Genomic DNA, 23,671 nt, shown 5'->3' with positions numbered 1-23,671 from the left:
CGTGACGCTAGCCCACTCGGCCCGACCGCGCCCGCGGGGCTCACGACGGCTCCCGGGGCGGCCGCCCGCGTCCCCGCGGCTCACGACCGCCCCGCGTCGGGATCAGGCGGCCGGCCGGCCCCCGAGGTAGAGCTCGCTGAGCTTCGGGTCGGCCAGCAGCTCGGGCGCGGGTCCCGTGGTGAAGATCCGTCCCAGGTCGAGGACGCACCCGATGTCGGCCATCTCGAGCGCCCGCCGCGCGTTCTGCTCCACGAGGAGCACGGCGACCCCCGCGTCACGCATGCGCGCGACCTCCTCGAAGACGACGGTCGTGCGCTTGGGGTCCAGGCCCATGGACGGCTCGTCGAGGAGCACGACGTCGGGCCGGACCATGAGCGCCCGGGCGAACTCGACCTGCTTCTGCTGGCCGCCCGAGAGGAGCCCGGCCGCCGCCCCCCACTTCTCGGCCACGATCGGGAACACTCCGCGGACGAACTCCACCCGGTCGGCGAGCGAGGACTGGTCCTTGACCGAGTAGCCGCCGAGCATGACGTTCTCCTCCACCGTCATCTCCTTGAAGACGGAGTGGCCCTGGAGGACATGGCTGAGCCCGCGGCGCAGCAGCGGCTGCGGTCCCTTGCCCGTGACGTCCTCGCCGTTGAGCGTGATCGTCCCGGACCGAGGGCGCAGCAGACCGCTGGCCACCTTGAGCACGGTCGACTTGCCCGCGCCGTTGGGTCCCACGAGGCACACCACGGTGCCGCGGCGGACGGTGATCGACAGCCCGCGCAGCACGAGCGCGGCCCTGCCGTAGCCGGCCTCGATGCGGTCGAGGTCGAGGATGACGTCGGACTCAGACACCAAGGTAGGCCTCCAGCACTCGCGGGTCGGACTGGACGACGGACGGTGGTCCCTCGGCGATCGGGGCACCCCGGTCGAACACGACGATGTGGTCGCACAGCCGCATGATGAGGTCCATGTTGTGCTCGACGACGAGGAAGGTCGTGCCCTCGTCGTTCAGCTCGCGCACGAGCACGGCGATGCGCTCGATCAGCGAGGGGTTCACCCCTCCTGCCGGCTCGTCGAGCATGACGAACGGCGGGTCGGACATGAGGGTCGACCCCAGCTCGAGGAGCTTCTGCTGGCCGTAGGAGATGTCCCTGGCCTCGGAGCGCTCGAGGTGGTCGATCCCGACCCGGGCGAGCATGGCGCGCGCCCGCTCGACCGTGGCGGGCGACGTGCTGCCGCTCAGGTACTGGCCGAGCGAGCGGGGCTGGACGGCGACGAGCATGTTCTCCAGCACGGTCATGCGCGGGAAGACCCGGCACAGCTGGAAGCTGCGCCCGAGGCCGGCGCGGGCGATCCTGTGCGGCGCCCAGCCGGTGATGTCCTGCTCGCGCATGGTCACGCGGCCCGAGTCGGGTCGGATCATGCCGGTCACGCAGTTGAAGAACGTGGTCTTTCCTGATCCGTTGGGGCCGATGAGCCCGTTGATCTTCCCGTCGAGGAACGTCACCGACGCCTCGGCCACGGCGTGCACGCCGCCGAAGGACTTCGACAGGTTCTCGGTGCGCAGGACCGCCGCGCCGGCGGTCGTGCGTTCCTCGGTCCTCGTCGCGGTCATCGCCCGCTCCCTTCGTCGGCGCTGTCGTCCGTCGCGTCGTCGGGCCCCGCCTCGGGTGCGGGTGACGCACCCGTCGTCGTGCCCGTGGTCGGGGTCTGCGCGTCGCGCAGCTCCTCGGCGGTCATCTCGCGGATCGACGTCTCGCCGGTGTGGCGGACCCGGCGCCACAGGCTCTGCAGCTCGGTGAGCACGCCGTCGGGCACGAAGAGGACGACGATCGCGAGCAGGAGGCCGGTGGCGACGAGGTGGAACTGGCTCTGCCCGAACTCGAGCACGAGGTACTCCAGCGCGGAGCCGACGACGATCGCGCCGATCAGCGGGCCGAAGAGGAACCGGGTCCCGCCCAGGAGCGCCATGAGCACCACCTGGGAGCTGAGCACGACGTCGAACTGGAAGATCGGGTCGAGGTCGCCGAACCACAGTCCGTACAGGCCGCCGGCGAGCCCGACGACGAACGCGGAGATCGTGAACGCCACGAGCTTGAGTCCCGCGGTGGGGACGCCGAGCGACTCGGCCTTGTCCTCGTCCTCGCGGACCGCCTTGAGCCCGGAGCCGAACTGCGAGAGGTCGATCAGCGCCCAGACCACCAGAGCGAGCGCGAGCAGACCGAGGAAGAGGAAGTAGAACGTCTGGTGCATCTCGGGCCGCAGCATGCCCTCGAACGGCCGGGGCACGGGCAGGCCCTCGGAGCCGCCGGTGAAGGAGCGCCAGGACTGGAACACGAGCTGCAGCACGAGGACGAGCGCGATCGTCACGATGACGAAGGACGCCCCGCGCACCCGCAGCGCGGCGTAGCCGACCGGGATCGAGACGAGCAGGACGATGACGGCGGCCACGCCCATGGCGACGAAGCTGTCCATCCCGGTGTCGCGCACGAGCAGCGCGGTCCCGTAGGCGCCGAGGCCGAAGAACGCGATGTGCCCGAGCGAGATGTACCCGGTGAACCCGCCCATGATGTTCCAGCCGGTGGCGAGCACCGCGTAGTTGAGCACGATGACGCCGGCGGAGAGCATGTAGGCGTTGGGCGCCAGGAGCGGCCAGAGCGCGAGCAGGGCGACGACGACGGCGATCGCACCGAGGCTGCGCGCCCGCCGGACCCCGGAGGAGCGCTCGTTCGGGCGCGTGGCGCGACGCACGGTGGCGGGCGCCGTGATGGTCTCAGAATCGCTGGGCAAGACGGCCTCCGAACAGTCCCTGCGGACGGAACATCAGGGTGAGGAAGAGCGCGAGGTAGAAGATCGTCTGGGCCCACGTGGAGCCGACGGGGATCTCGAGCATGAGCCGCATGACGCCGAGGACGAGGGCGGCGACGGCCGCCCCGGGGATCGACCCGAGCCCGCCGACGACGATGATCGCCATGAGCGGTCCCACCCAGTGCCAGTGCAGCGACGGAAAGATGGTCGCCTGGAGCGAGAGCGCGGCACCGCCAACGGCCGCGGTGGCCAGTCCGAGCCCGAAGCCCAGGCCGGCGACCCGGTCGGTGTCGATGCCGACGAGCTTGGCCGCCTGGGGGTGCTGGATCGTGGCCCGCAGCGCCCGACCCGTGCGGGTCCTCTGCAGGATGAACCACAGGACGAGCAGGGCGACGACGGCCAGCCCGAACGAGATGATCTGGACGACCGGGATCCGGGCGCCGAGGAGCTCGAGGCTCTCCGACCCGTAGGAGAGGTTGATGCGGCGCTGCGTGCCGGTGTAGGCCATGCCGAGCCCGCCCTCGATCGCCAGGGCGATCGCGAAGGTGAGCAGCACCGACATCATCGTCATCGTCGCCGGACGGAGCCGGCTGAGCAGGAACCGCTGGATGACGAACCCGAGGAGGAAGAACAGCGGGATCGTCACGACCAGCGAGAGCAGCGGGTCCCAGCCGGTGACGATGTGCCAGCGCCAGGCGATGTAGGCGGAGAGCACGATGAACGCGGCGTGCGCGAGCATGACCACGCGCATGATGCCGAAGTACAGCGTGAGCCCGGCGGCGAGCAGGGCGTAGAGGCCGCCGAGGAGGATCCCCAGGATCAGGGACTGGAACAGCAGCGTTCCGGAGACCATCCGCTCACCACTCCGGCTTGGGGTAGACGAGCTCGGTCGTGGCGGTCTCGTCGGGCAGGACGATGGCGATCTCACCGTCGACGTACTGCTGGATCAGGTGGGCACCGTCGGGGCGGCCGGCCTCGTCCCAGGACAGGGTGCCGACGATCGTGTCGACCGAGTTCTCATGGAGCCAGTCGATGAGGTCCTGCTGGCAGTCACCCTGCTCGGCGCAGCCGACGGCCTCGACGGCGGCGGCGACGACCTGACCGGTGGTGTAGGCGTTGGCCTCGTCCTCGCCGGGCGCGTGCCCGTGGATCTCGGTGTAGGCCTCGACGAACTCGGCGTTGGTGGGGAACTCGGCCTCGGGGGTGTATCCGGTCGGGGCGATGATGCCCTCGACGTTGCCGCCGATCGCCTCGACGAACTCGGGGTTCGTCGGCGCGGTGGAGAAGGCCGCCAGCCGTGGCTGGTAGTTGAGCTGCTGCAGGGCCAGGATGAGGTTGACCGCGTCCTGGTACTGCGTGCCGCCGATGACGACGTCGGGGTCGGCCGAGGCGATCTGGGCCGCGATGCCCGAGAAGTCGGTGGCGTTGGGCGGGTAGACCTCGTCGACGACGATCTCGAGCCCGAGCTCCTCGAGACCGTCCCGCAGGCCGTACGCGGTGCCCTGGGCGAACGGGTCGTCCATCGCGGCGACGGCGACGGTCTCCGGCCGCTCGTCCTCCGGCATCTGGCCGATGTACTCGACCAGGTTGTTGTAGTGGTCGGGGGCGATGGCGGGCGCCGCGTAGAAGATGTTCTCGAAGCCCTGTTCGAAGACCTCGGCGGCCGCGGCGGCCGGCTCGACGAACAGCATCCCGTACTCGGAGGCGACGCGCGAGGCGGGCACCACGAGGCGGGTGGAGAAGGGGCCGAAGACGAGGTCGACCTCGTCCTGCGCGATGAGCGACTCGTAGTCCGACACCACGCGGGCCGCGTCCGAGGCGTCGTCGAGGATCCGCAGCTCCACCTGACGCCCCAGCAGGCCGCCGTTGTCGTTGACGACCTCGGCCCACACCTCGTAGCCGCGCTGGACGCCGAGACCCGGCTCGGCGAAGTCGCCGGTCAGGGGGAGCGAGACGCCGATGACAATGGGGTCGTCGGTGTCCTCGCCGCCTCCCTCGTCGTCCGATCCGCCGCACGCGGCGAGCACGAGGGCTGCGCCGGCGGTCACCGCGGCGAGCCTGAAGATCTTCGTCGACATCCGAGCCTCCTTGTTCGGAACGTGCAAGCGCGAAAGCGCTTTCCGCAGAGTAGGTGCGCAGCGGTGACGACACAACCCCCGGCGTGTCGCGCGGGTCGTTCGCCACGGTCGCCTGCCCACTCGGTGGCGAGTGAGGGGAGTTGTGCTCGGTGGGTGAGGGCGGTTCTTCCCGGCGAGTGAGCGGCAGTCTGCCGGACGAGTGAGCGCGGCTCTGCTCCACGAGCGAGAGGGATCTCAGAGTGTCGGGGCCGCACTCTCCTCGGGATCGGGGTGCTGGTTCGACGGCTGCGCGCGATGCGAGGCGGCCCCGCTCCCGGAGGGGGGCGGAGCCGCGCGGGTGGGTCGAAGCCGAGGCCCGGAGGTGGGGATCAGACGAGCGTGTACCCGCCGTCGACGACGACGTCGGTACCCGTCGTGTAGCTCGCCGCGTCGCTCGCGAGGTAGACGGCGATGCCCTTGAGCTCTTCCGGGGTGCCGACGCGGCGCTGCGGCGTCAGGCTCGCCCACTCCTCGAGGAGAGGCTTGAGCGCGGGAGCCTGCAGAAGCTCGGTCCCGATGTACCCGGGGCTGATCGTGTTGACCCGTACGCCCCGCTGGGCCCACTCGGTCGCCGCCGACCTCGACAGGTGGATGACGCCCGCCTTGGACGTGTTGTAGTGGGCCTGCGGCTGGGGGACGTTGACGATGTGGCCGGACATCGACGCGGTGTTGACGATCGCGCCCCCGCCGTTGGCCAGCATGTGCCGGCCGGCCGCCTGGGTGCCGTAGAAGACGGCGTTGAGGTTGAGGTTCATCATCCGCTGCCAGTCCTCGACCGTCAGCTCCTCGACCGGCTCGTTGTGCGCCATCCCCGCGTTGTGGAAGGCGATGTCGAGCGAGCCGAGGTCCGCCACGACGGAGTCGACAAGCACCTGTGCCTGTGCGGGGTCGGTGACGTCGATGCGGTAGGCCGCCGTTCGCCGGCCCGTCGCCTCCGCCAGCCGGTCCGCGGTCGCGCGGGCCGCGTCCTCGTCGATGTCGACGATCGCGACGTCTGCACCCGCCTCGGCCAGCGCCTCCGCGAGGGCTGCCCCGATGCCCCGTGCGGCGCCGGTGACGTAGGCGACCTTCCCGTCGAGGCTGAACATGTCGATGACTGACATCTGGTCCTCCCTGGTTGTTCGAGCGCGGCACCTGTCCGGTCCGCGTGGGACCAGCACAGCACGGCACGGGCCGCGAGTCACGGGACCAACGGCCTGCTGAGCAGGGACGACGTGGGTGGGCGGCCCGCGTACGAGCCGTCCCCGTTCCCCGGCCGGCGGGCCTCCCGGCCGTCAGCCGATGGCCGCGACCGGCACCGGCAGCGCGCGACCGGAGCCGTCGCGCCGCTCGTCGACCTCGGGCAGGTCGACCGCCTGCCCGCCGGCCCCGACGGCGCGCACCGGCATCGGACCGACCCAGGCGAGCTGGAGCTCGTCCTCGCCGCGCAGGAACCGGTGCGCCCGCACGCCGCCGGTGGCGCGGCCCTTGGCGGGGTAGCGGTCCAGCGGGGTGACCTTGGCGCTCCCGGGCGTGGTCCCGGGCAGCGCGCCCCCGGGCCCCGCGATCGTCACCACGGCCCGTGAGCCGAGGTCCGACGTCGGGGCGACGCCCATGTGGACGAGCCGTGCGCCCGCGGCGAGACGGATCCCCGCCACGCCCTTGCCCGAGCGTCCGGTGGGCCGCACGAGCGAGGCGTCGAACCGGAGCAGCTGGGCGTCGGATGACACGAGCACGAGCTGGTCGTCGTCGCCGGCGTGGCGGGCGGCGACCAGGGAGTCGCCGTCCGCGAGGGCGATGACGTCCCAGGACTCACGGCTGGCCGGGCGGTCGGCGGGGGAGACCCGTTTGACCACGCCGGACGCGGTCGCGAGGGCCACGGTCGGCGCGTCGTCGCCGAGGCCGACGAGCCCCACGACCGTCTCCTCCCGCTCCAGCGCGACGAGCTCCTCGACGGCGGTCCCGCCGGACAACCCGGGCGCGGTGGTGGTCCCGGGCAGGGCGGGGGCGTGGAGCGCCTCGAGCCGGACGACCCGGCCCGCGGAGGTGACGATCCCGACGTCGGAGCGTGCGGTCGTCGCGACCGCGTGGGTGACGGCGTCGTGCGCGACCCGGTCGCCCGTGCGCGGCGGGGCGTCCTCGCCCGGCGTCCGGGCGATCCGCCCGGTGCCCCCGAGCAGGACCCAGCACGGGTCGTCGGGCTCCTCCAGGGGCGCCGCGGTGGCCCCCCTCCGGCCGCGGGCGGGCACCGCGGCCGCCTCGGCGCCGGACCTCGGCGCGCCCCCGGCGGACTCGAGCAGCACGGTGCGCCGCGGTGTCCCGTGGGCCTTGGCCACCTCGGCGAGCTCCGCGGAGACGAGCGAGCGCAGCGCCTGGTCCGAGCCGAGGATCTCCTCGAGCTCGGCGGCACGGCGCAGCAGCTCCTCGTGCTCGCCCTCGATCTCCAGGACCGAGTAGCGCGTGAGCCGGCGCAGCTGGAGGTCGAGGATGTACGTCGCCTGCTCGGCGGTGAGGTCGAAGACGGTCATGAGTCCGGTCCGGGCCGCCTCGGCGCTCTCGGCCGACCGGATGAGCTGGACGACCTCGTCGATGTTGAGCACCGCGGCGAGCAGGCCCTCGAGCAGGTGGGAGCGCTCGCGAGCCCTGCGCAGGCGATGCTCGGAACGACGCCGCGTGACGGTGAGCCGGTGGTCGACGTAGACCTCGAGCATCTCCTTCAGCCCGAGGGTCCGTGGCCGACCCTCGACGAGGGCCACGTTGTTGATGCTGAAGGACTCCTCGAGCGGGGTGTACCGGTAGAGCTGCTCGAGGACGGCGTCCGGGTTGAACCCGGTCTTGAGCTCGATGACGAGCCGCAGCCCCTGGTGCCGGTCGGTGAGGTCGACGACGCCGGTGATGCCCTCGATCCGCCGCGCGTCGACCCCGTCCTTGATCTTCCCGATCACGCGCTCGGTCCCCACCATGTAGGGCAGCTCGGTGACGACGATGCCCTTCTTGCGTGGTGTGACCTGCTCGACCCGGACGGTCGCCCGGGTGCGGAACGACCCGCGGCCACCGGCCTGCGCCTCGCGCACGCCCTCGAGGCCGACGATCCGTCCGCCGCCGGGCAGGTCGGGGCCGGGGACGAACCGCTGCAGGGCCTCCAGGCTCGCGTCCGGGTGGGCCACGAGGTGCCGCGCCGCGGCGACCACCTCGACGAGGTTGTGGGGCGCCATGTTGGTCGCCATCCCGACGGCGATCCCCGAGGCGCCGTTGACGAGCAGGTTCGGCCACGCCGCCGGCAGCACCTCGGGCTGCGTCGTCGAGCCGTCGTAGTTCGGCACGAGGTCCACGACGTCCTCGCCGAGGTCGGCGACCATCGCGACGGCGGCGGGCGCCTGGCGCACCTCCGTGTACCGGGGGGCGGCGGGGCCGTCGTCGAGCGAGCCGAAGTTGCCGTGCCCGTCCACGACGGGCAGCCGCATGGCGAAGTCCTGGGCGAGCCGCACCATGGCGTCGTAGATCGCCGTGTCGCCGTGCGGGTGGAGCTTGCCCATGACGTCACCGACCACCCGGGAGGACTTCACGTGCGCCCGGTCGGGCCGGAGCCCCATCTGGTCCATCTGGTAAAGGATCCGGCGCTGGACGGGCTTGAGCCCGTCGCGGGCGTCGGGGAGGGCACGGGCGTAGATCACCGAGTAGGCGTACTCGAGGAACGAGCCCTCCATCTCGGCGGCGACGTCGATGTCGACGATGTGCTCGTCCACGACGGGCGGTGCGGTGCGCGGCATGCCGACGATCGTCGCACCACGGCGGGCGGTGGGCGGCGTACGGCACGCCGCCGGACGCGCCCCCGGCCCTGCCGCCGCGTGGGGCGCGTCACGTCGCGCACTAGGTTGGACCCATGGGAACGCCTGAGGCCACCGAGGACCGGGACGCCGGGACCGACCGGGGGGCGCCCGCGGGCTGGGAGGCGGACGTGGTCCTGCGCGACGGGGCCACGATGCACATCCGGCCGATCTCGCCGGCGGACGCCGACGCGCTGTCCGACTTCCACGCCGCGCAGTCCGAGCGCTCGCAGTACTTCCGCTTCTTCGCCCCCATGCCGCGGCTCTCGCCCCAGGACGCCCACCGGTTCACCAACGTCGACCATGTCGGGCGGGTCGCGCTCGTCCTCACCGAGGGGCCGGTGATCCGGGGCGTGGGTCGGTACGACGTCGTCGAGCCCGGCACGGCCGAGGTGGCGTTCGCCGTCTCCGACGCAGAGCAGGGCCGCGGACTGGGCTCGATCCTTCTCGAGCACGTCGTGGCGGCGGCGCGGGAGCGTGGCGTCCACACGTTCGTCGCCGACGTCCTGCCGGAGAACACCCAGATGATCCGGGTCTTCTCCGACGCCGGCTACGAGGTCCGCTCCCGCTACGACGACGGGGTGGTCAGCCTCGAGATCCCGCTGCGCAGCACGGGCCGCTCCTGGGAGGTCCTCGCCGAGCGGGAGCGGCGCGCGGAGGCGCTGTCCATGCACACCCTGACCGCCGCGCGGGGCGCCGTCGTCGTCGCCCTCGACGAGGCGGGCCGGCCGATGGCCTCGAGGATCCTCGCGCGGGCGCGTGCCGCGGCCGGGGCGCAGGGGACGATCCCGCTCGTGGCCGTCGGCCCCCTGGACCCGGGCGGCGCGGAGCACGTGAGCGACCTCGACGCCCTTTCCTCTGGAGAGGTCGACCTGCCCGAGCACCTCGACCTCGCCGTCGTCGCCGGCGAGCCGGCCCGGGTCGTCGCCTGCGTCCCCGGGCTGCGCGCCCTCGGCGTGCGCTCGCTCGTGGTGCTCACGGGCGGGTTCGCTCTCGGTCCGGGCCGGGAGCACCAGCTCGACCTGCTGCGCGCGACGCGCCTCGCCGGACTGCGCGTGCTCGGTCCCGCCTCCTACGGGGTCCTGGGCAGGGGCGACGCGGGCGCCTACGACCTCACCCTCGCCGACCCGGGCCTCGGCCTGGGCCCCGACGGGCCCGCTCCGGAGGTCGGTGGCCGGGGCCTCGGGATCTTCGCCCAGACCCGGGAGGCGGCCCTCGCGCTCCGGCAGGGCGCCGCCAACCGCCGGCTGCCCGAGGTCGCGGTCGTGGCCGCCGGCAACCGCATCGACGTCTCCGGCAACGACACGATGCAGGGCTGGTCCGCGGACGACCGGGTCGGGGTCGGCATCGTCCACCTGCAGACGCTCGGCAACGCCCGGAAGTTCACGCGCGTCGCCAGGCGGTTGTCCGCCGAGCGCGCCCTGGTCGTGCTCACGTCCGCGACCACGGCGGTCGCCACGCTGCCCGGGCACGCGGTCGCCACCTCCGCGCTCCCGCCGTCCGTCATCGACTCCGTGCTGGCCCAGGCCGGCGCCCTGCCCGCCCGCTCCGTGCGCGAGGCGCTGGACCTGGCCGCCGTGGCCCTCACCCAGCCGGCACCCGCGGGCGTGCGGGTCGCGCTGGCGGCCACGTCCCACTCGCTCGCGGCCACCCTGTCGGCGACCGCCCGGGCGGCCGGACTCTCGCCCGTCGGCCCGGTCGCCGTCCTCGACGCCGGCCCGGTCGCCGCCCGCGAGCGGCTGCAGGGGGTCGTCCTCGACGAGGACGTCGACGCCGTCGTCGTCGCCGTCGCGGACGTGCTCGGCGGGGTCGACGACGAGCTGCTCGCCGTCGTCGCAGCGGCCGCAGCCGCCGACGCGGACCGCCCCTGGGTCGCCTGGGTCTCCGGGCTGCACGGACTCGACGAGCGGCTCCGCTCCGGCGAGCACGCGCTGCCCGCCGTCGGCTCGCTCGAGGTGGCCGCCCGGTCCGTCGCGCTGCGCGCCGCCGCCCAGGCGCGGCGCGACGCGGACGTCGGGGCCCTGCTCGAGCCGGACGGCACCGACCCGCTCGCCGCGCGCGCCGCGGTCCTCGACGTGCTGCCCACCGCGACCAGCGGCGAGACGGTCGTCCTGACGCCCGACCGCGTCGCGGCGCTCCTGGGCACCTACGGCATCGACCTTCTGCTCGCTCACCCGGTCGGGTCCGGGCCGGCCACGACCGACGACGACATCGCCGCCGACGCGGTGACGGTCGCCCGGGAGGTGGGGTACCCGGTGGCGGTCAAGGCGTCCGACGACGTGCTGCGGCACCGCACGGACCTGGGCGGCGTCCGCCTGGACCTGCTCGACGACGACGACGTGCGCGCCGCAGTCCGCCAGATACGTTCGCGCTCGCGCGACGTGCTGGGCCGGGAGTCCGCCCTGGAGGTGCAGGCGATGGCCGCCCCGGGCGTCGCCGTCGTCGTCCGCGGCGGGGAGGACCCCGTGTACGGTCCGGTGATCTCGCTCGGCGTGGCCGGCGACGCCTCGGAGATCCTCGGGGACGTCACCTACCGGGTCGCGCCGGTCACCGCCAGGGACGTGGCGACGATGATCACCGACCTGCGCGCGGCCGCCCGACTCACCGGCGACCGAGGCCTGCACGCGGTGGACACCCGCGCGCTGGCCGACGTCCTCGGTCGCGTCGCCGCCCTCGTCGACGACCTGCCCTCGATCGCGGAGATCGAGCTCAACCCGGTCATCGTCGGGCGCCGTTCCCTGTCCGTGGCGGGTGCGCGGGTGGCGCTGCGGGCGCCCAGCCGGATGGACGCCGGCCGACGGGCGCTGCCCCGGCCGTCCACGCCGGACGACGAGGGGTGAGGATCCGACGCGAGGAGCGCCGGGGGCCACGCCCGCCCATGCGGGTCCGGCCGGGGTGGCAGGATGAGACGGTGCCTCGGACCAGCTCACTGCGCCAAGACCTCGACGACGCGGGCTTCTACCCGCAGCTCGTCGCGGACGTGCTCGACGTCGCGCTCGCCGGGGAGGCCGTCACGGCGCACCTCGTGCACCCCGAGACGACCTTCGACCACGAGCTGCGCCGCCACCTCACGGTGCTCGCGCTGACCCGCAGCAGGTTCGTCGTCGTCCACGTCGACGACGTCGCGGACGAGGAGTCCGGCCCGGGCGCGCTCGCCACGTCCGAGACCGTCGCCCTGCACGAGATCCGCACCGTCGCACTCACGCACGGCGTCCTCGACCCCGCCGGCCGCGGGAGCACGTCCGAGCTCACCCTGTCGGTCGGCTGGGGGGCGATCCACCGGGTCGACCTCGAGCGGCAGTCGTGCGGCGACCCGGACTGCGAGGCGGACCACGGGATGACCGGCACGCTCTCGCCCGAGGACGTCGTCATCCGGGTCGCGGCGCAGGCCGACGGGCAGGACGCGCTCGACCGCGCGCTGCGGTTCGCCCGCGAGCTGTCCGGCGCGACCGCCGGCCAGTCCTGAGGCCGGACCGGATGCGGGCACGGGCACCCGGCGCACCCGACCTCGGCCGCCACCTGCGGGCGGTCCTGCCGGCGGCGTTCGACTCCGTCGGTGTGGCCACCGCCTCGGCCGGCCGGGACTCCGCGCTCGACCGCGCCGACCTGGGGCTGCCGACGGCGACCAAGGTGTGCGTCGTCCTCGTGGACGGTCTCGGCCTCGCCCAGCTGACCGAGCGCGGGGGGCACGCGCCGTTCCTGCGCTCGCTGCTGCCCGACGCCGTCACGCTGGACACGTGCCTGCCCTCGACCACGGCCGCCGCGCTGACGACCTTCGGCACCGGCGAGCTCCCGGGCCTGACGGGCATGCTCGGCTACACGCTGCGTCATCCGCCCAGCGGCGAGCTCGTCAACCTCGTCACCTGGCAGGACGCGCCGATGACCGCCGAGCGGTGGCAGCGCGTCCCGACCCTGTTCGAGCAGGCGGCGGCCCGCACCGGCGACGCGCGCGGCGCCGTGACGATCGGGCCGGCACGGTTCGTCGGCTCGGGCCTCACGCGGTCGGCCCTGCGCGGCGGCCGCGGCGTCACGGGGGAGTCCCTCGCCGACCGGGTCGACGTCGCGGTCGGCGCACTGCGGGGCGACGCGAACCTGGCCTACCTCTACTGGGGGGAGGTCGACCACGTCGGTCACGTGCACGGCTGGGGGTCGTGGGAGTGGGGCGAGGAGCTCATGGCGGCCGACGCCGAGCTGCGCCGGCTCACCCGGGAGCTGCCCCGCGGCACGCTCGTCGTCGTCACGGCCGACCACGGCATGGTCGACGTCGCCGAGCGCATCGACCTCGCGGCGCACCCGGAGCTGTGCCGAGGAGTCGCCCAGGTGGCCGGCGAGCCGCGGGCGTGCCACCTGTTCCTCACCGACGACGCCCACCCCGACGACGTCGCACGGCGCTGGCGGGACGTGCTCGGGCCCGACTCCGCGGTTCTCACCCGCGAGGAGCTGCTCGCCTCCGGGGCGCTGGGCGTCGACGTGCCCGAGGACCGGCGCGGGGCCGTCGGCGAGGTCGTCGCGCTCCTCGGCGGTGCCACCGTGGTCCTCGAGGAGGGCTCCGCATCGATCGGGTCCACCGCCCTGATCGGCGTGCACGGTTCGTCGACGCCGGACGAGCAGCAGGTACCGCTCCTGGTGGCCGACGCCTGATGGGTCGGCTCGTCTTCTTCTCCGGGACCATGGACTCCGGGAAGTCCACGCTCGCGCTCCAGGTCGACCACAACCACGCCGCGCGCGGTCTGGACGGGCTGCGCTTCAGCCGTAGCGACCGGGGCGGCACGGGCGTCCTCTCCTCCCGGCTGGGGCTGCGAGCGCCGGCCGTCGAGGTCAGCGACGAGACCGACTTCTGGGCGGAGGTCGTCCGGCGCCGCACCGCGGGTGGACGGGTCGACTACCTCGTCTGCGACGAGGCGCAGTTCTACACGCCCGGGCAGGTCGAGCAGCTCGCCCGGGTGGCCGACGAGATGGACGTCGACGTCTTCGCGTTCGGCATCACGACGGACTTCCGCACGCGGCTGTTCCCCGGGGCGGCCAGGCTCGTCGAGCTCGCCGACCGGGTCGAGCGCCTCCAGGTCGAGGCGCTGTGCTGGTGCGGTGCCCGGGCGACGCACAACGCGCGCACGGTCGGCGGCGTCATGGTCACCGAGGGCGAGCAGGTCGTCGTCGGCGACACCGCCGACCCGACGGGAGCCCCCGCGGCGGAGGTCGCGTACGAGGTGCTGTGCCGCAGCCACCACATGCGCGGGCTGACGGCCGCGCGCGCCCGGGTGGGCGAGCTGAGCCCACCGACGCTGGACCTCGCGGGCGACTGACGCGCCGGAGCGGCGGGGCGTCGACGGTCGGCCGCGCCCTGGTGCGGTGGGTCGCCGCCCTGACGCGGTGGGTCGTCAGTCGGTGGGATCCGAGCGCGACCCGAACACGATCTCGTCCCACGACGGCACCGACCGCCGCTGCTTGCGCCCGGACGAACGTGGGGATCGTGCCGTCCTCGCCGGGGCGGGAGCGTCCTCCTCCGTGGCGGAGCCGTCGGCGTCGGGGGAGGCCGCGGCGGGTGAGTCGTGCTCGGGGTCACCGTCCCCGTGGTCGGTCGGCGGGTCCGCGTCGGGGTCCGACGCGTGCGTGTCGGGTGCGTCCGTCGCCTCGCCCGCGGCCGGACCACCGGTGCGGGTGCCCTCCCCACGGGCGTCCGCCGTGCGGGCCGTCGTCGTCGCGCGCGCGTCCTCGTCCGCGCTCGGGGCCGGCCTGCCCCGCCCCGAGGGGTGTGTGCCGCGCGGGTCGAGCGCGACCTCGTCGGGGTCCGGCCCGATGCCGGGCCGCGCGCGCCGATGGGCGTCGAGCGACAGCACCTGGGCGTCGCGCGCCTGGTCGGGCCGGGAGGCCGGGGGGTGCGCGGCCGGGATCTCGTCCGCGTCGTCGTCCTCGTCGAGCGAGTCCAGGTCCAGCTCGTCCTGCAGGTCGTCGATGTCCTGCCGGGTCCCGCGGTGGGCGGCCAGGTCGTCCAGCAGCGCCTCCGTGGCGTCGTCGTCCGGCAGGTCGGCGGGCGAGGTCACGGGGTCCTCCGTCGCGCCGCCCACCGCGGACCGAGGGGTGCCGCCCGCGGCGGACGCGTCCACGCCGGAGCCGTCGCGGTCGGTGACGGCCCGTTCCGCGGCGCCGGCAGGTCGGTCCTCGCGGGCCCACGGCGGCTCGGCACCCGGTCGGGAGCGGACCTCGCCGAGCGGGCCGTCGCTGCGCGCGGGACGCCGGCCCGCGCTGACGTCGGTCTCCGAGAGCCACCTGGCCTCGTCGTCGACGGCGACCAGGGTCCGCGCCTGCAGGTCGATCGTCCACATCGCGGTCCGCTCCTTGCGGGCCGCGACGAAGGTGACGCCGACCTGCCACGACTCGCCCGCGCGCCGCCGGGCGTCCCACGCCAGGTGCTCGACCTCGACACCGCGGGCCGCCAGCCGGTCGACGACGAGGTCGCCGAGCGTGGGGGAGTCGGAGTCGTGCCCGACCCGCTGCTTGCGGGCCTGCTCCGTGACGAAGGCGCGCTCGGCCGTCACCGGGGGCTCGAACGGCGCGACCCGTTCCCGGGGCAGCCCGTGCTCCTCGGCGATCTCGTCGACGTCCTGGCCGGCGCGCAGGAGCGTCTGGATGTCCCGGGGCGAGAGGTGCCTCGGCTCGGCGGTGCGCCGGCTGGTGGCCGACGCGCGGCGCAGCGCGGTGCGGAGGTCCTCGTCGATCCGCAGGCGGTACTCGGCGCCGTCCGGTCCGCCGACGAGCAGGTGCTCGCCGGACTCGGACGTTCCGGTGACGGTCAGATCGACCATGGGGTCCTCCTCGGCGACAACCCGTGGGCCCGGGCGCCAACAGGATAGGTGCCAGCGAGCCGGGGGCGCGGGAGGTCGCGGCGGCCCCGGGGCCGGCACCGGCGCCGGTGGCAGTGGAACGCCTCACAGTGCGCCGCGTGCGGCCGCGGGTGCGGGGCGGCGCACCGGCGGAGACGGGCGCGAGGATCCGCGGCCGGCCGCGCCCCGGGCGCCGACCCGTGGATCCGGGTGGCCGCCGGAGGATTTGTGGTGCACAATCCGTCCGACCAAGGTCGGGAACAATCTCCGCAGGTATGCGTTGACCGCGATCCAGGGGCGTATCCCACCCCGCGAACCACGAGTAGAACCCGGAGCGTGACGCCAGCATGGCGACTGACTACGACGCACCCCGCAAGAACGAAGAGGAGCTGGGCGAGGACTCGATCGAGGAGCTCAAGGCGCGTCGCGCCGAGCAGTCGTCGAGCTCGGTGGACGAGGACGAGACCGAGGCGGCCGAGGGCTTCGAGCTCCCCGGCGCCGACCTGTCCGGCGAGGAGCTGAGCGTCCGCGTGCTCCCGCGCCAGGCGGACGAGTTCACGTGCTCGCGCTGCTTCCTCGTCCACCACCGCAGCCAGCTCGCGTACGAGGAGAACGGTCAGCTCGTCTGCACCGAGTGCGCGGCCTGACCTGATCTCAGCGCGGCGGCCAGCTCGTCCGGCCGCCGCGTCGAGACGACCCACATCGGGGTCGGGTCCCGATCGTCCTCGACGACGACCGCGACGCCGCGACGGACCCACGAACGATGGACGAGAAACGACCGCGCATCGGCGCGCGGCCCCATGATCGCCCGCATCCCCTCGCGGTCGAGCGGGTGGGCGTCCCCGAGCCTGGCGAGAGCGATCGCGGCGCCTCCGGCCCGCAGCGTCGGTCCCTCCTCGCCGACGTCGCCCTGCTCACCGGGCCCCTCCGCCACGACCTCGACGACCGGGGACGTGAGCACGAGCCCGGCCCCCGCCGCCACGGCCGAGACGACGCCGACCACGACCGCCGGGACGACGCCGAACGGCATCGCCGCCAGCGCGAGCGACAGGCCCAGGAAGGCCGCCAGGACCATCGGCACGAGGCCGGGGACGAGCCGCTCGCGGAAGAGCGGGGACGAGGTGGTGGTCACGGCCCCAGCCTGCCACCGCGGGCGGGCTCCGACCACCGCCGGACGACCGTGACGCACCACCGGCCGCAGCGGGCCGGGCCTCGCGGGTAGGCTCGCACGCGGTGTCCGCCGGGCGCGCCGCGGCCGCGGCGACGGCGGGCAGGAGAGGAACGCATGGGACTGTTTTCACGCGGCCGGCACAAGGCGGCCGAGACGCCGGAGCCGGAGCCGGACGACGCCACCACCGGGACCGACGACGCGGAGAGCGCCGACGAGGCGGCCGGCCCGTTCGACGTGGCCGACCGGCCCGACCTCGACGGTCGCCTCGACCTCGGCGCGCTGCGCATCCCCCGGGCGTCGGGGATGAAGGTGCGGCTCGAGCTGGAGAAGAAGCGCCGCACGGTCATCGGCACGTCGGTCGCGCTCGAGGGCTCCGCCCTGCAGATGCAGCTGTTCGCCGCCCCACGCTCGGCCGGCCTGTGGGACGAGGTCCGCGCGGAGCTCGCCGCCTCGGTCGAGAAGCAGAAGGGCATGGTCGAGGAGACGACCGGACGCTGGGGCGACGAGCTCGTCGTCCACCTCCCGGTCACGCGCTCGGACGGTACGAGCGCGATGAACGTGCTGCGGTTCATCGGTGTCGACGGGCCGCGCTGGTTCCTGCGCGGCATGCTCTCCGGCCTCGCGGCCACGGACGACGCCGCGGCCGAGCCGCTGCGGGACGTGCTCGCGGACGTCGTCGTCGACCGGGGTCCGGAGGCCCGCGCCCCGCGCGAGGTCGTCACGCTCACCGCGCCCGGCACGGCCGAGGCCGGGTCGGAGGTCGACACGGGCGGTGCGCCGGAACGCCGCACGCTCACGCTCCGCGACCTGCAGCGCGGCCCCGAGACCACGGAGACCCGGTGACGTCACGGCGCGGGCTCCTCCCGAGCGTCGCCGAGCTCGACGCCCGCGACGAGCGCGAGTCCTCCCGGGTGGACGGCTGCCGTCCGATCGGGTCCGTCCGGCCCCGCGAGCGGGTCCGCGTCACGGGTGTCCTGCGGTCGGTCACCTACCCGCCGGTCGATGCGGCCCCGGACCTGCGGGCCCACCTGTTCGACGGCACCGGCGAGCTCGCGCTCGTGCTGCGCGGGCGGCGCCGGGTGCCCGGCGTGGTCCCGGGCCGACGCCTGGTCGCCGAGGGCGTCGTGCTCGACGACGGCGGCCCCACCCTCGTCGATCCCGCCTACGAGCTGCGGCCCTCCCTGGCCGAGCTCGAGGAGATCGACGACGCCGACGGCAGGCACCGATGAGCGCGCCGGACGCGCCGGCCGAGGAGGGGCGCGGCGACGCTAAGGACCATGACGCCGCTGGTGACCCGGCCGCTGCGGCCGGCGCCGCGCTCGCCGGTCGCCGGTCCGGCCTGGGGCAGGTCGCCGCCGAGGACTTCTCCCTGGCCGACTCGATCGGCGGCGTGCGCGGGGTCATCGAGGCGGTCGCGCCCGGCGCGGTCTTCGTCGTCGCGTTCGTCATCTGGCGGGAGCTGACGATCCCGCTCGTGGCCTCCCTCGCCGTCGCGGTCGTGCTGTGCGCGATCCGGCTCGTGCAGCGCACCCCGCTCACGCAGGCGCTGTCCGGGCTCCTGGGTGTGGGCATCGGCGTGGTGTGGGCGTGGCGCTCGGGCCAGGCGGAGGACTTCTTCGCCTGGGGCCTGTACGTCAACGCCGCCTACGCCCTCGGTCTGGTGATCGCGATCCTCGTGCGCTGGGCGCCGATCGGGGTGCTCGTCGAGCTGCTCAAGGGGCGCGGGATGCAGTGGCGGACCGATCCCGAGGCGGCCCCGCTGCGTCGACGCTACGTCGCGGCCTCCTGGCTGTGGGTCGGTGTCTTCGCCGCCCGGCTCGCGGTCCAGGTGCCGCTCTACCTCGCGGGCGAGGTCGCGGCGCTCGGGGTGGCGCGACTCGTCATGGGTATCCCGCTGTTCGCGCTGGCCGCCTGGTTCACGTGGGCCCTCGTCCGCGAGCGGCCGGGGACGGCGCCCGCTCAGTCCTGAGCGCGGCACCCGCTCAGTCCTGAGCACGGGGCGCGAGCTGCTCCTGGAGCTGATCGAGGTCGTCCTGGCCCTGCGCCGAGAGCACGAGCAGCAGCTCGTCGCCGGCCTCGAGGGTGAGGTCCGGCTCGACCCCGTACGCGGTGCCCGAGCGCATGACGGCGGCGAGCACCGCGTGCGGCCCGAGGTCGACGGCGCCCACCCGGTGCCCGACGACGGGCGAGCCGTCCGGCAGCGTGAGCTCGTGGATCGAGGCGCCCGAGCGGTGGAAGCGGAACAGCGGCACGAGGTCGCCGACCGAGACCGCCTCCTCCACGAGCGAGGTCATGATGCGCGGCGTGGAGACGGGCACGTCCACCCCCCACGTCTCGGTGAACATCCACTCGTTCCTCGGGTTGTTGATGCGCGCGACCACCCGGGGCACCGCGAACTCGGACTTGGCGAGCAGGGAGACGACGAGGTTCGCCTTGTCGTCGCCCGTGGCCGCCACGACGACGTCGCTCTCGCCCGCCCCGGCCTCGGTGAGCGCCCGCGGGGAGCACGCGTCGGCGAGCAGCCACTCCGCCTGCGCGACCGACGCCACGCGCATGGCCCCGGGCTCGTGGTCGACGAGGGTGACCGTGTGACCGTGCGCGAGGAGCTCGAGCGCGATGGACCGCCCGACCGATCCCGCACCGGCGATGAGCACCCTCATCGCCGGCGCTCCGGCGGGTCGTGGAGCGCGCGGCGCACCGCGCCCACCCGGTCGGTCGTCACCGCGGCGTGGACGAGGTCCCCCTGCTGGAGCACCGACGTCGCGTGCGGGACGGTGCCCGCGCCCCTGCGGGTGAGGAACGCGACCCGCGCGCCGGTGGCGTCCTGGACGTCGACGACCGTGCGGCCCGCCCAGGCCTCGTTCGGCTCGACCCGGACGATCGAGACGAGGCCGGAGGCGTCGACGAGCTCGGCGGGGGTGGGCGAGGGCAGGACGTGGGCGAGGACCTGCTCCGCGGTCCACCGCACCGTGGCCACCGTGGGGATCCCGAGCCGCTGGTAGACCTCGGCCCGCTGGGGGTCGTAGATGCGGGCGACGACGCGGGACACGGCGAACGTCTCCCGGGCGACCCGCGCGGCGATGATGTTGGAGTTGTCGCCCGAGGAGACCGCGGCGAACGCGTAGGCGTCCTCGATCCCGGCCTGCTGCAGGGTGTCGCGGTCGAACCCGACGCCCTTGACCTGACGGCCGGAGAAGTCGTCCCCGAGCCGACGGAACGCGTCGGGGTCCTGGTCGACGACCGCGACGGAGTGCCCGGCGGAGTCGAGCTGCTCGGCGAGCGAGGCCCCGACCCGGCCGCAGCCCATGATCACCACGTGCACGCGGTGACGGTACCGCGGTCTAGCATCGACCGCGTGCCCGACCTCGCCTCGGCGCTCAAGCGGCTGGTCGTGGGTCGCCCGGTGCGCACCGAACGCCTCGGCGGCACCCTGCTGCCCAAGCGTCTCGCGCTGCCGGTGTTCGCCTCCGACGCTCTGTCCTCCGTCGCGTACGCGCCCGACGAGATCCTCCTGACCCTCGCGCTCGCGGGCGTCGCGGCCACCGCGCTGTCGCCCGCCGTCGGGCTCGCCGTGGTCGTCGTCATGGTGGTCGTCGTCCTGTCCTACCGGCAGACGGTGCGCGCCTACCCCTCCGGCGGCGGCGGGTACGAGGTCGTGACGACGAACCTCGGCCGCCGCGCGGGCCGAGGGGTCGGGTCCGCCCTCCTCGTGGACTACCTGCTCACCGTCGCCGTGTCGGTCTCCTCCGGGGTCCAGTACCTCGCCTCGGCGGTGCCGCCCCTCCAGCCCTACCGCGTCCCGATCGCCGCCCTGCTCGTCGCCGCCCTGGCCCTGCTCAACCTGCGCGGCACGCGGGAGTCGGGCCGGGTGATCGGCGTGCCGTTCTACCTGTTCATGGCCTCGGTGGGCGTGCTCGCGCTCGTCGGGGCCGGGCGCGAGCTGCTGGGCGGCGGACTGCCCGACGCGGCGACGGCGAGCCTGACCGTGGTGCCCGACCCGGCGCACGACCAGGCCCTGACCACCCTCGGCGGGGCGTTCCTCGTCCTGCGGGCCTTCACCTCCGGGTGCGCCGCCCTCACCGGCGTCGAGGCCGTGGCCAACGGCGTGCCGACCTTCCGCAGGCCCAGGTCCGGGAACGCCGCGACGACGCTGCTGCTCCTCGGCGGCATCTCCGCGGCCATGCTCATGTCGGTGATCTGGCTCGCCACGGCCATCGACGTCCGCGTGGTCGAACGTCCCGCCGAGCAGCTCCTGCGCGACGGCGTCCCGGTCGGCGCGGGCTACCACCAGGACCCCGCCATCGTGCAGATCGCGGACTCCGTCCTGTGGGGGTGGGCACCGGTCGTCGCGCTCGTCGCCGTCGTCGCCGGCGCGATCCTCCTCCTCGCCGCGAACACGGCGTTCACCGGCTTCCCGGTCCTCGCGTCGGTCCTCGCCCGCGACGGGCTGCTGCCGCGCCGCCTGCACACGCGCGGCGACCGGCTCACGTACTCCAACGGGATCCTCGCCCTCGCCGCGGGGGCCGCCGTCCTCGTCGTCGTCCTCCAGGCCGACGTCACCCGGCTCATCCAGCTCTACATCGTCGGCGTGTTCGTCTCCTTCACGCTGACGCAGACCGGGATGGTGCGGCACTGGCGCGGCGTCCTGCGCAGGGAGCACGACCCGGCGCTGCGGTCGGCCGCCCGCAGGTCCCGCGCGATCAACCTGGTCGGCGCGGTGCTCACGGCCGTGGTGCTCGTGGTCGTGCTGGTCACCAAGCTCACCCGCGGTGCCTGGATCACGGTGCTGCTCGTCGCCGTGGTGTTCCTCCTCATGGGGGCGGTGCGCAGGCACTACGACGACGTGGCCCGCCGGACGGCCGTGCCCGCCGACGCGGAGGCGCGGTCCCTGCCTGCGCGGGTGCACGCGATCGTCCTGGTCTCCACGCTCAACCAGCCCACCGCCCGCGCCCTCGCCTACGCCCGCGCCACGCGCCCGTCGAGCCTCGAGGCCGTGACGGTCCTCCTCGACGAGGACTCCACCGACGAGCTCCGACGCCGGTGGGACGAGGTGCGCGTACCCGTCCCGCTCACCGTCCTCGACGCACCGTTCCGGGACGTCACCGAGCCGGTCCTCGAGCACGTCCGCGCGGTGCGTCGGGCCTCGCCGCGGGAGATCGTCGTCGTCTACATCCCCGAGTACGTGGCGGCCCGCGTGTGGTACCGCTTGCTGCACAACGGTTCCGCCCGGCGGCTGCTGGACCGCCTACGGCTCGTGCCCGGCGTCGTCGTCGCCACCGTCCCCTTCCAGCTCGCTCGCGCCGACGAGGTCGGCGGTCAGGAGGTCGCACGTGACTGACGAGGACGACGCGGGCCCCGGAGCCCGGCGGACCGGGGGCCCAGGGCCCGACCGGCGCCGCGGGCGCACGCGCGGACGCGCCGGATCCGGTCGGGGGAGCGGGCGCACCGGCCGGGGACGGCGTGGCCGCGGTGGGGCCGCCCGCCGCGGCAGGACCGGGCCGGGGCCCGCCGAGGTCGCCGAGATGCTGGACGACCCGATCGCGGTCGGGTCCCCCGCGCACGGGGGGTTCGTCGTCGGGCGGGCCGGCTCGGTCGTCACCCTCGTCCGGCACGCGATCCCCGGCGAGGTGGTCCGGGTGGCGGTGACCTCCCGCCGGTCGCGCGTGTGGTTCGCGGACGCGGTCGAGGTCGTCGAGCGCTCCCGGGAGCGGGTCGCGCACGTGTGGCCCGAGGCCGGCCCTGGCGGCGTGGGCGGGGGAGAGCTCGGACACGTCTCGCCCGCCGCACAGCTGGAGTGGAAGAGCGCGGTCCTCGCGGACTCCCTGCGCAGGATCGGCGGTGAGCAGGTGGCCGGGGACGTGGCCGCGGCGGGCTCGACGACGGTGCACCCGGTGGCCGACCCGGCCCTGCCCGGCACCCGCACGCGGGTCGAGCTCACCGGCACCGCGGAGGGCCGCCTCGGCATGCACCGCCACCGGGGGCAGGACGTCCTCGCGCTGGAGACGCTCCCGCTCGCCGACCCCCGCCTCGACGTCGGCTCGCTCCTGGGTTCCCTGCGCGTCGATCCCGGCGCGCGGGTGCGGGCCGTCGTCGGGTCCGGGTCCGGGCCGGACGCCGAGCCTCGCGTGCTCGTCGACGGTTCGCCGCTGTCCGGGACCGGGTCGGTCGCGGAGTCGGTCCCCACGCTGCTCGGCACCATCGACTACACGGTCGCCGCGGACGGGTTCTGGCAGGTGCACCACGCCGCACCGGCCGTGCTCGTCGAGGTGGTGCTCGCGCTGGCCGCCGGGCTCGAGCCACGCCTGCCCGACCCGGCGGCGTGGCAGGAGGCGGACCAGGCCGGCGCCCCGGCCGGCGTGGTCGATCCTGCGCCGCGCGCAGAGGACGGCTCCGGCGCTGCCGGCGAAACAGGTGCGGACCCGCCCACCGAGGCCGGTGCGGACGCCAGGGCCCGCGCCGACCGCGTGCGCGCGGCACTCGACGGCGCCCGCGTCCTCGAGCTCTACTCGGGTGCCGGGCTGCTTAGCGCCGCGCTCGCCCGGGCGGTAGGGACCGACGGCCGGCTCGTCACGCTCGAGGGCGCCGCCCGCGCCGTCGACGACGCGCGCGCCACCCTCGCGCCCACGCCGTGGGCACGGCCGCTGACGGGAGCGGTCGACGCGTCCGCGGTCGCGGCGCTCGGCCGGGAGCCGGAGTGGTCGACCGGGGGCACCGTCGTGCTCGACCCGCCCCGGACCGGGGCCCGGAGCGAGGTCATGGCCGCGGTCGCCGCCCTCCACCCGGCGCGGATCGTGCACGTCGCCTGCGACCCCGCGGCGCTCGCCCGGGACCTCGCCGCCGCCCGCGCGGCCGGCTACGTGGCGGAACGGGTCGTCGCCCTCGACCTGTTCCCGCACACCCACCACCTCGAGGCGGTCGTCTCGCTCGTCCGCGCCTGACGACGCCGCCGGCGCGGCGGTT

Annotated in this window: 21 protein-coding genes; 10 read left to right on the top strand and 11 right to left on the bottom strand. The window is 74.7% G+C overall.

Annotated features, from left to right (window positions below; genetic code table 11):
- Window positions 1–102: 102 nt before the first annotated feature.
- The 7 genes from ACZLKG_RS10605 to ACZLKG_RS10575 form a co-directional block, all read right to left on the bottom strand.
- Window positions 103–840: an ABC transporter ATP-binding protein gene (locus ACZLKG_RS10605; RefSeq protein ID WP_463648714.1), complete on the bottom strand. Its 738-nt coding sequence runs from the start codon at window positions 838–840 to the stop codon at window positions 103–105.
- Window positions 833–1,603: an ABC transporter ATP-binding protein gene (locus ACZLKG_RS10600; protein WP_463648713.1), complete on the bottom strand. Its 771-nt coding sequence runs from the start codon at window positions 1,601–1,603 to the stop codon at window positions 833–835. Before ACZLKG_RS10600 ends, ACZLKG_RS10605 begins: the two co-directional genes overlap by 8 nt.
- Window positions 1,600–2,778: a branched-chain amino acid ABC transporter permease gene (locus ACZLKG_RS10595; RefSeq protein ID WP_425708856.1), complete on the bottom strand. Its 1,179-nt coding sequence runs from the start codon at window positions 2,776–2,778 to the stop codon at window positions 1,600–1,602. Before ACZLKG_RS10595 ends, ACZLKG_RS10600 begins: the two co-directional genes overlap by 4 nt.
- Window positions 2,762–3,649, bottom strand: a complete 888-nt coding sequence (locus ACZLKG_RS10590) for a branched-chain amino acid ABC transporter permease (RefSeq protein ID WP_425708855.1) — start codon at window positions 3,647–3,649, stop codon at window positions 2,762–2,764. Before ACZLKG_RS10590 ends, ACZLKG_RS10595 begins: the two co-directional genes overlap by 17 nt.
- A gap of 4 nt (window positions 3,650–3,653) precedes the next feature.
- Window positions 3,654–4,874, bottom strand: coding sequence for an amino acid ABC transporter substrate-binding protein (locus ACZLKG_RS10585; RefSeq protein WP_425708854.1), 1,221 nt, complete (start codon window positions 4,872–4,874; stop codon window positions 3,654–3,656).
- 368 nt (window positions 4,875–5,242) lie between these two features.
- Window positions 5,243–6,016 (bottom strand): SDR family oxidoreductase, encoded by a 774-nt coding sequence (locus ACZLKG_RS10580; protein ID WP_425708853.1) that lies wholly within the window; start codon window positions 6,014–6,016, stop codon window positions 5,243–5,245.
- Between the two features lie 171 nt (window positions 6,017–6,187).
- Window positions 6,188–8,662, bottom strand: coding sequence for a DNA gyrase/topoisomerase IV subunit A (locus ACZLKG_RS10575; protein WP_463648711.1), 2,475 nt, complete (start codon window positions 8,660–8,662; stop codon window positions 6,188–6,190).
- 113 nt (window positions 8,663–8,775) lie between these two features.
- Here ACZLKG_RS10575 and ACZLKG_RS10570 point away from each other — a divergent pair, with 113 nt between their 5' ends.
- The 4 genes from ACZLKG_RS10570 (at window position 8,776) to ACZLKG_RS10555 (ending at window position 14,022) form a co-directional block, all read left to right on the top strand.
- Window positions 8,776–11,559, top strand: a complete 2,784-nt coding sequence (locus ACZLKG_RS10570; protein WP_463648710.1) for a GNAT family N-acetyltransferase — start codon at window positions 8,776–8,778, stop codon at window positions 11,557–11,559.
- A gap of 71 nt (window positions 11,560–11,630) precedes the next feature.
- Window positions 11,631–12,185 (top strand): DUF5998 family protein, encoded by a 555-nt coding sequence (locus ACZLKG_RS10565; RefSeq protein WP_425708850.1) that lies wholly within the window; start codon window positions 11,631–11,633, stop codon window positions 12,183–12,185.
- A gap of 11 nt (window positions 12,186–12,196) precedes the next feature.
- Window positions 12,197–13,360: an alkaline phosphatase family protein gene (locus ACZLKG_RS10560; protein ID WP_425708849.1), complete on the top strand. Its 1,164-nt coding sequence runs from the start codon at window positions 12,197–12,199 to the stop codon at window positions 13,358–13,360.
- A complete protein-coding gene (locus tag ACZLKG_RS10555; RefSeq protein ID WP_463648709.1) occupies window positions 13,360–14,022 on the top strand; it encodes a thymidine kinase in 663 nt (220 codons plus the stop codon). The genes ACZLKG_RS10560 and ACZLKG_RS10555 overlap by 1 nt, the downstream gene beginning before the upstream one ends.
- 75 nt (window positions 14,023–14,097) lie before the next feature.
- Here the strand turns inward: ACZLKG_RS10555 and sepH are convergent, their stop codons facing one another.
- Window positions 14,098–15,522 carry a septation protein SepH gene (sepH, locus tag ACZLKG_RS10550; RefSeq protein WP_425708847.1) on the bottom strand — a complete coding sequence of 475 codons (1,425 nt, stop codon included), beginning with the start codon at window positions 15,520–15,522 and terminating at the stop codon, window positions 14,098–14,100.
- Window positions 15,523–15,887: 365 nt separating this feature from the next.
- On the opposite strand from sepH, the gene ACZLKG_RS10545 reads away from it, so the two are divergent.
- Window positions 15,888–16,187 carry a DUF4193 domain-containing protein gene (locus ACZLKG_RS10545; RefSeq protein WP_425708846.1) on the top strand — a complete coding sequence of 100 codons (300 nt, stop codon included), beginning with the start codon at window positions 15,888–15,890 and terminating at the stop codon, window positions 16,185–16,187.
- Here the strand turns inward: ACZLKG_RS10545 and ACZLKG_RS10540 are convergent.
- Window positions 16,157–16,672, bottom strand: a complete 516-nt coding sequence (locus ACZLKG_RS10540; protein ID WP_425708845.1) for a DUF3093 domain-containing protein — start codon at window positions 16,670–16,672, stop codon at window positions 16,157–16,159. The genes ACZLKG_RS10545 and ACZLKG_RS10540 overlap by 31 nt on opposite strands.
- 153 nt (window positions 16,673–16,825) lie before the next feature.
- Between ACZLKG_RS10540 and ACZLKG_RS10535 the strand changes: the two genes are divergently transcribed.
- The 3 genes from ACZLKG_RS10535 to ACZLKG_RS10525 are packed head-to-tail and all read left to right on the top strand — an operon-like array spanning window position 16,826 to window position 18,680.
- Window positions 16,826–17,554, top strand: a complete 729-nt coding sequence (locus ACZLKG_RS10535; protein ID WP_463648708.1) for a DUF3710 domain-containing protein — start codon at window positions 16,826–16,828, stop codon at window positions 17,552–17,554.
- The gene (locus ACZLKG_RS10530; RefSeq protein ID WP_463648707.1) at window positions 17,551–17,940 is read left to right on the top strand and encodes a single stranded DNA-binding domain-containing protein; all 390 of its coding nucleotides are present in this window, start codon (window positions 17,551–17,553) and stop codon (window positions 17,938–17,940) included. The genes ACZLKG_RS10535 and ACZLKG_RS10530 overlap by 4 nt, the downstream gene beginning before the upstream one ends.
- Complete coding sequence (locus ACZLKG_RS10525; protein ID WP_425708842.1) at window positions 17,937–18,680, top strand: DUF3159 domain-containing protein; 744 nt, start codon at window positions 17,937–17,939, stop codon at window positions 18,678–18,680. The genes ACZLKG_RS10530 and ACZLKG_RS10525 overlap by 4 nt, the downstream gene beginning before the upstream one ends.
- A gap of 13 nt (window positions 18,681–18,693) precedes the next feature.
- Here the strand turns inward: ACZLKG_RS10525 and ACZLKG_RS10520 are convergent, their stop codons facing one another.
- Window positions 18,694–19,371 (bottom strand): potassium channel family protein, encoded by a 678-nt coding sequence (locus tag ACZLKG_RS10520; protein WP_463648706.1) that lies wholly within the window; start codon window positions 19,369–19,371, stop codon window positions 18,694–18,696.
- Complete coding sequence (locus ACZLKG_RS10515; RefSeq protein ID WP_425708840.1) at window positions 19,368–20,033, bottom strand: potassium channel family protein; 666 nt, start codon at window positions 20,031–20,033, stop codon at window positions 19,368–19,370. Before ACZLKG_RS10515 ends, ACZLKG_RS10520 begins: the two co-directional genes overlap by 4 nt.
- A gap of 33 nt (window positions 20,034–20,066) precedes the next feature.
- Here ACZLKG_RS10515 and ACZLKG_RS10510 point away from each other — a divergent pair, with 33 nt between their 5' ends.
- Entirely contained in the window at window positions 20,067–22,049 is a 1,983-nt protein-coding gene (locus tag ACZLKG_RS10510) for an APC family permease (protein WP_425708839.1), read from the top strand.
- Between the two features lie 184 nt (window positions 22,050–22,233).
- Window positions 22,234–23,649, top strand: a complete 1,416-nt coding sequence (locus ACZLKG_RS10505) for a class I SAM-dependent RNA methyltransferase (RefSeq protein WP_425708838.1) — start codon at window positions 22,234–22,236, stop codon at window positions 23,647–23,649.
- Window positions 23,650–23,671: the final 22 nt, after the last annotated feature.

This window comes from Georgenia sp. Z2081, from assembly GCF_055326445.1.
The sequence above is the reverse complement of the archived record's forward strand: the minus strand, read 5'-3'. Positions and strand labels throughout refer to the sequence as shown.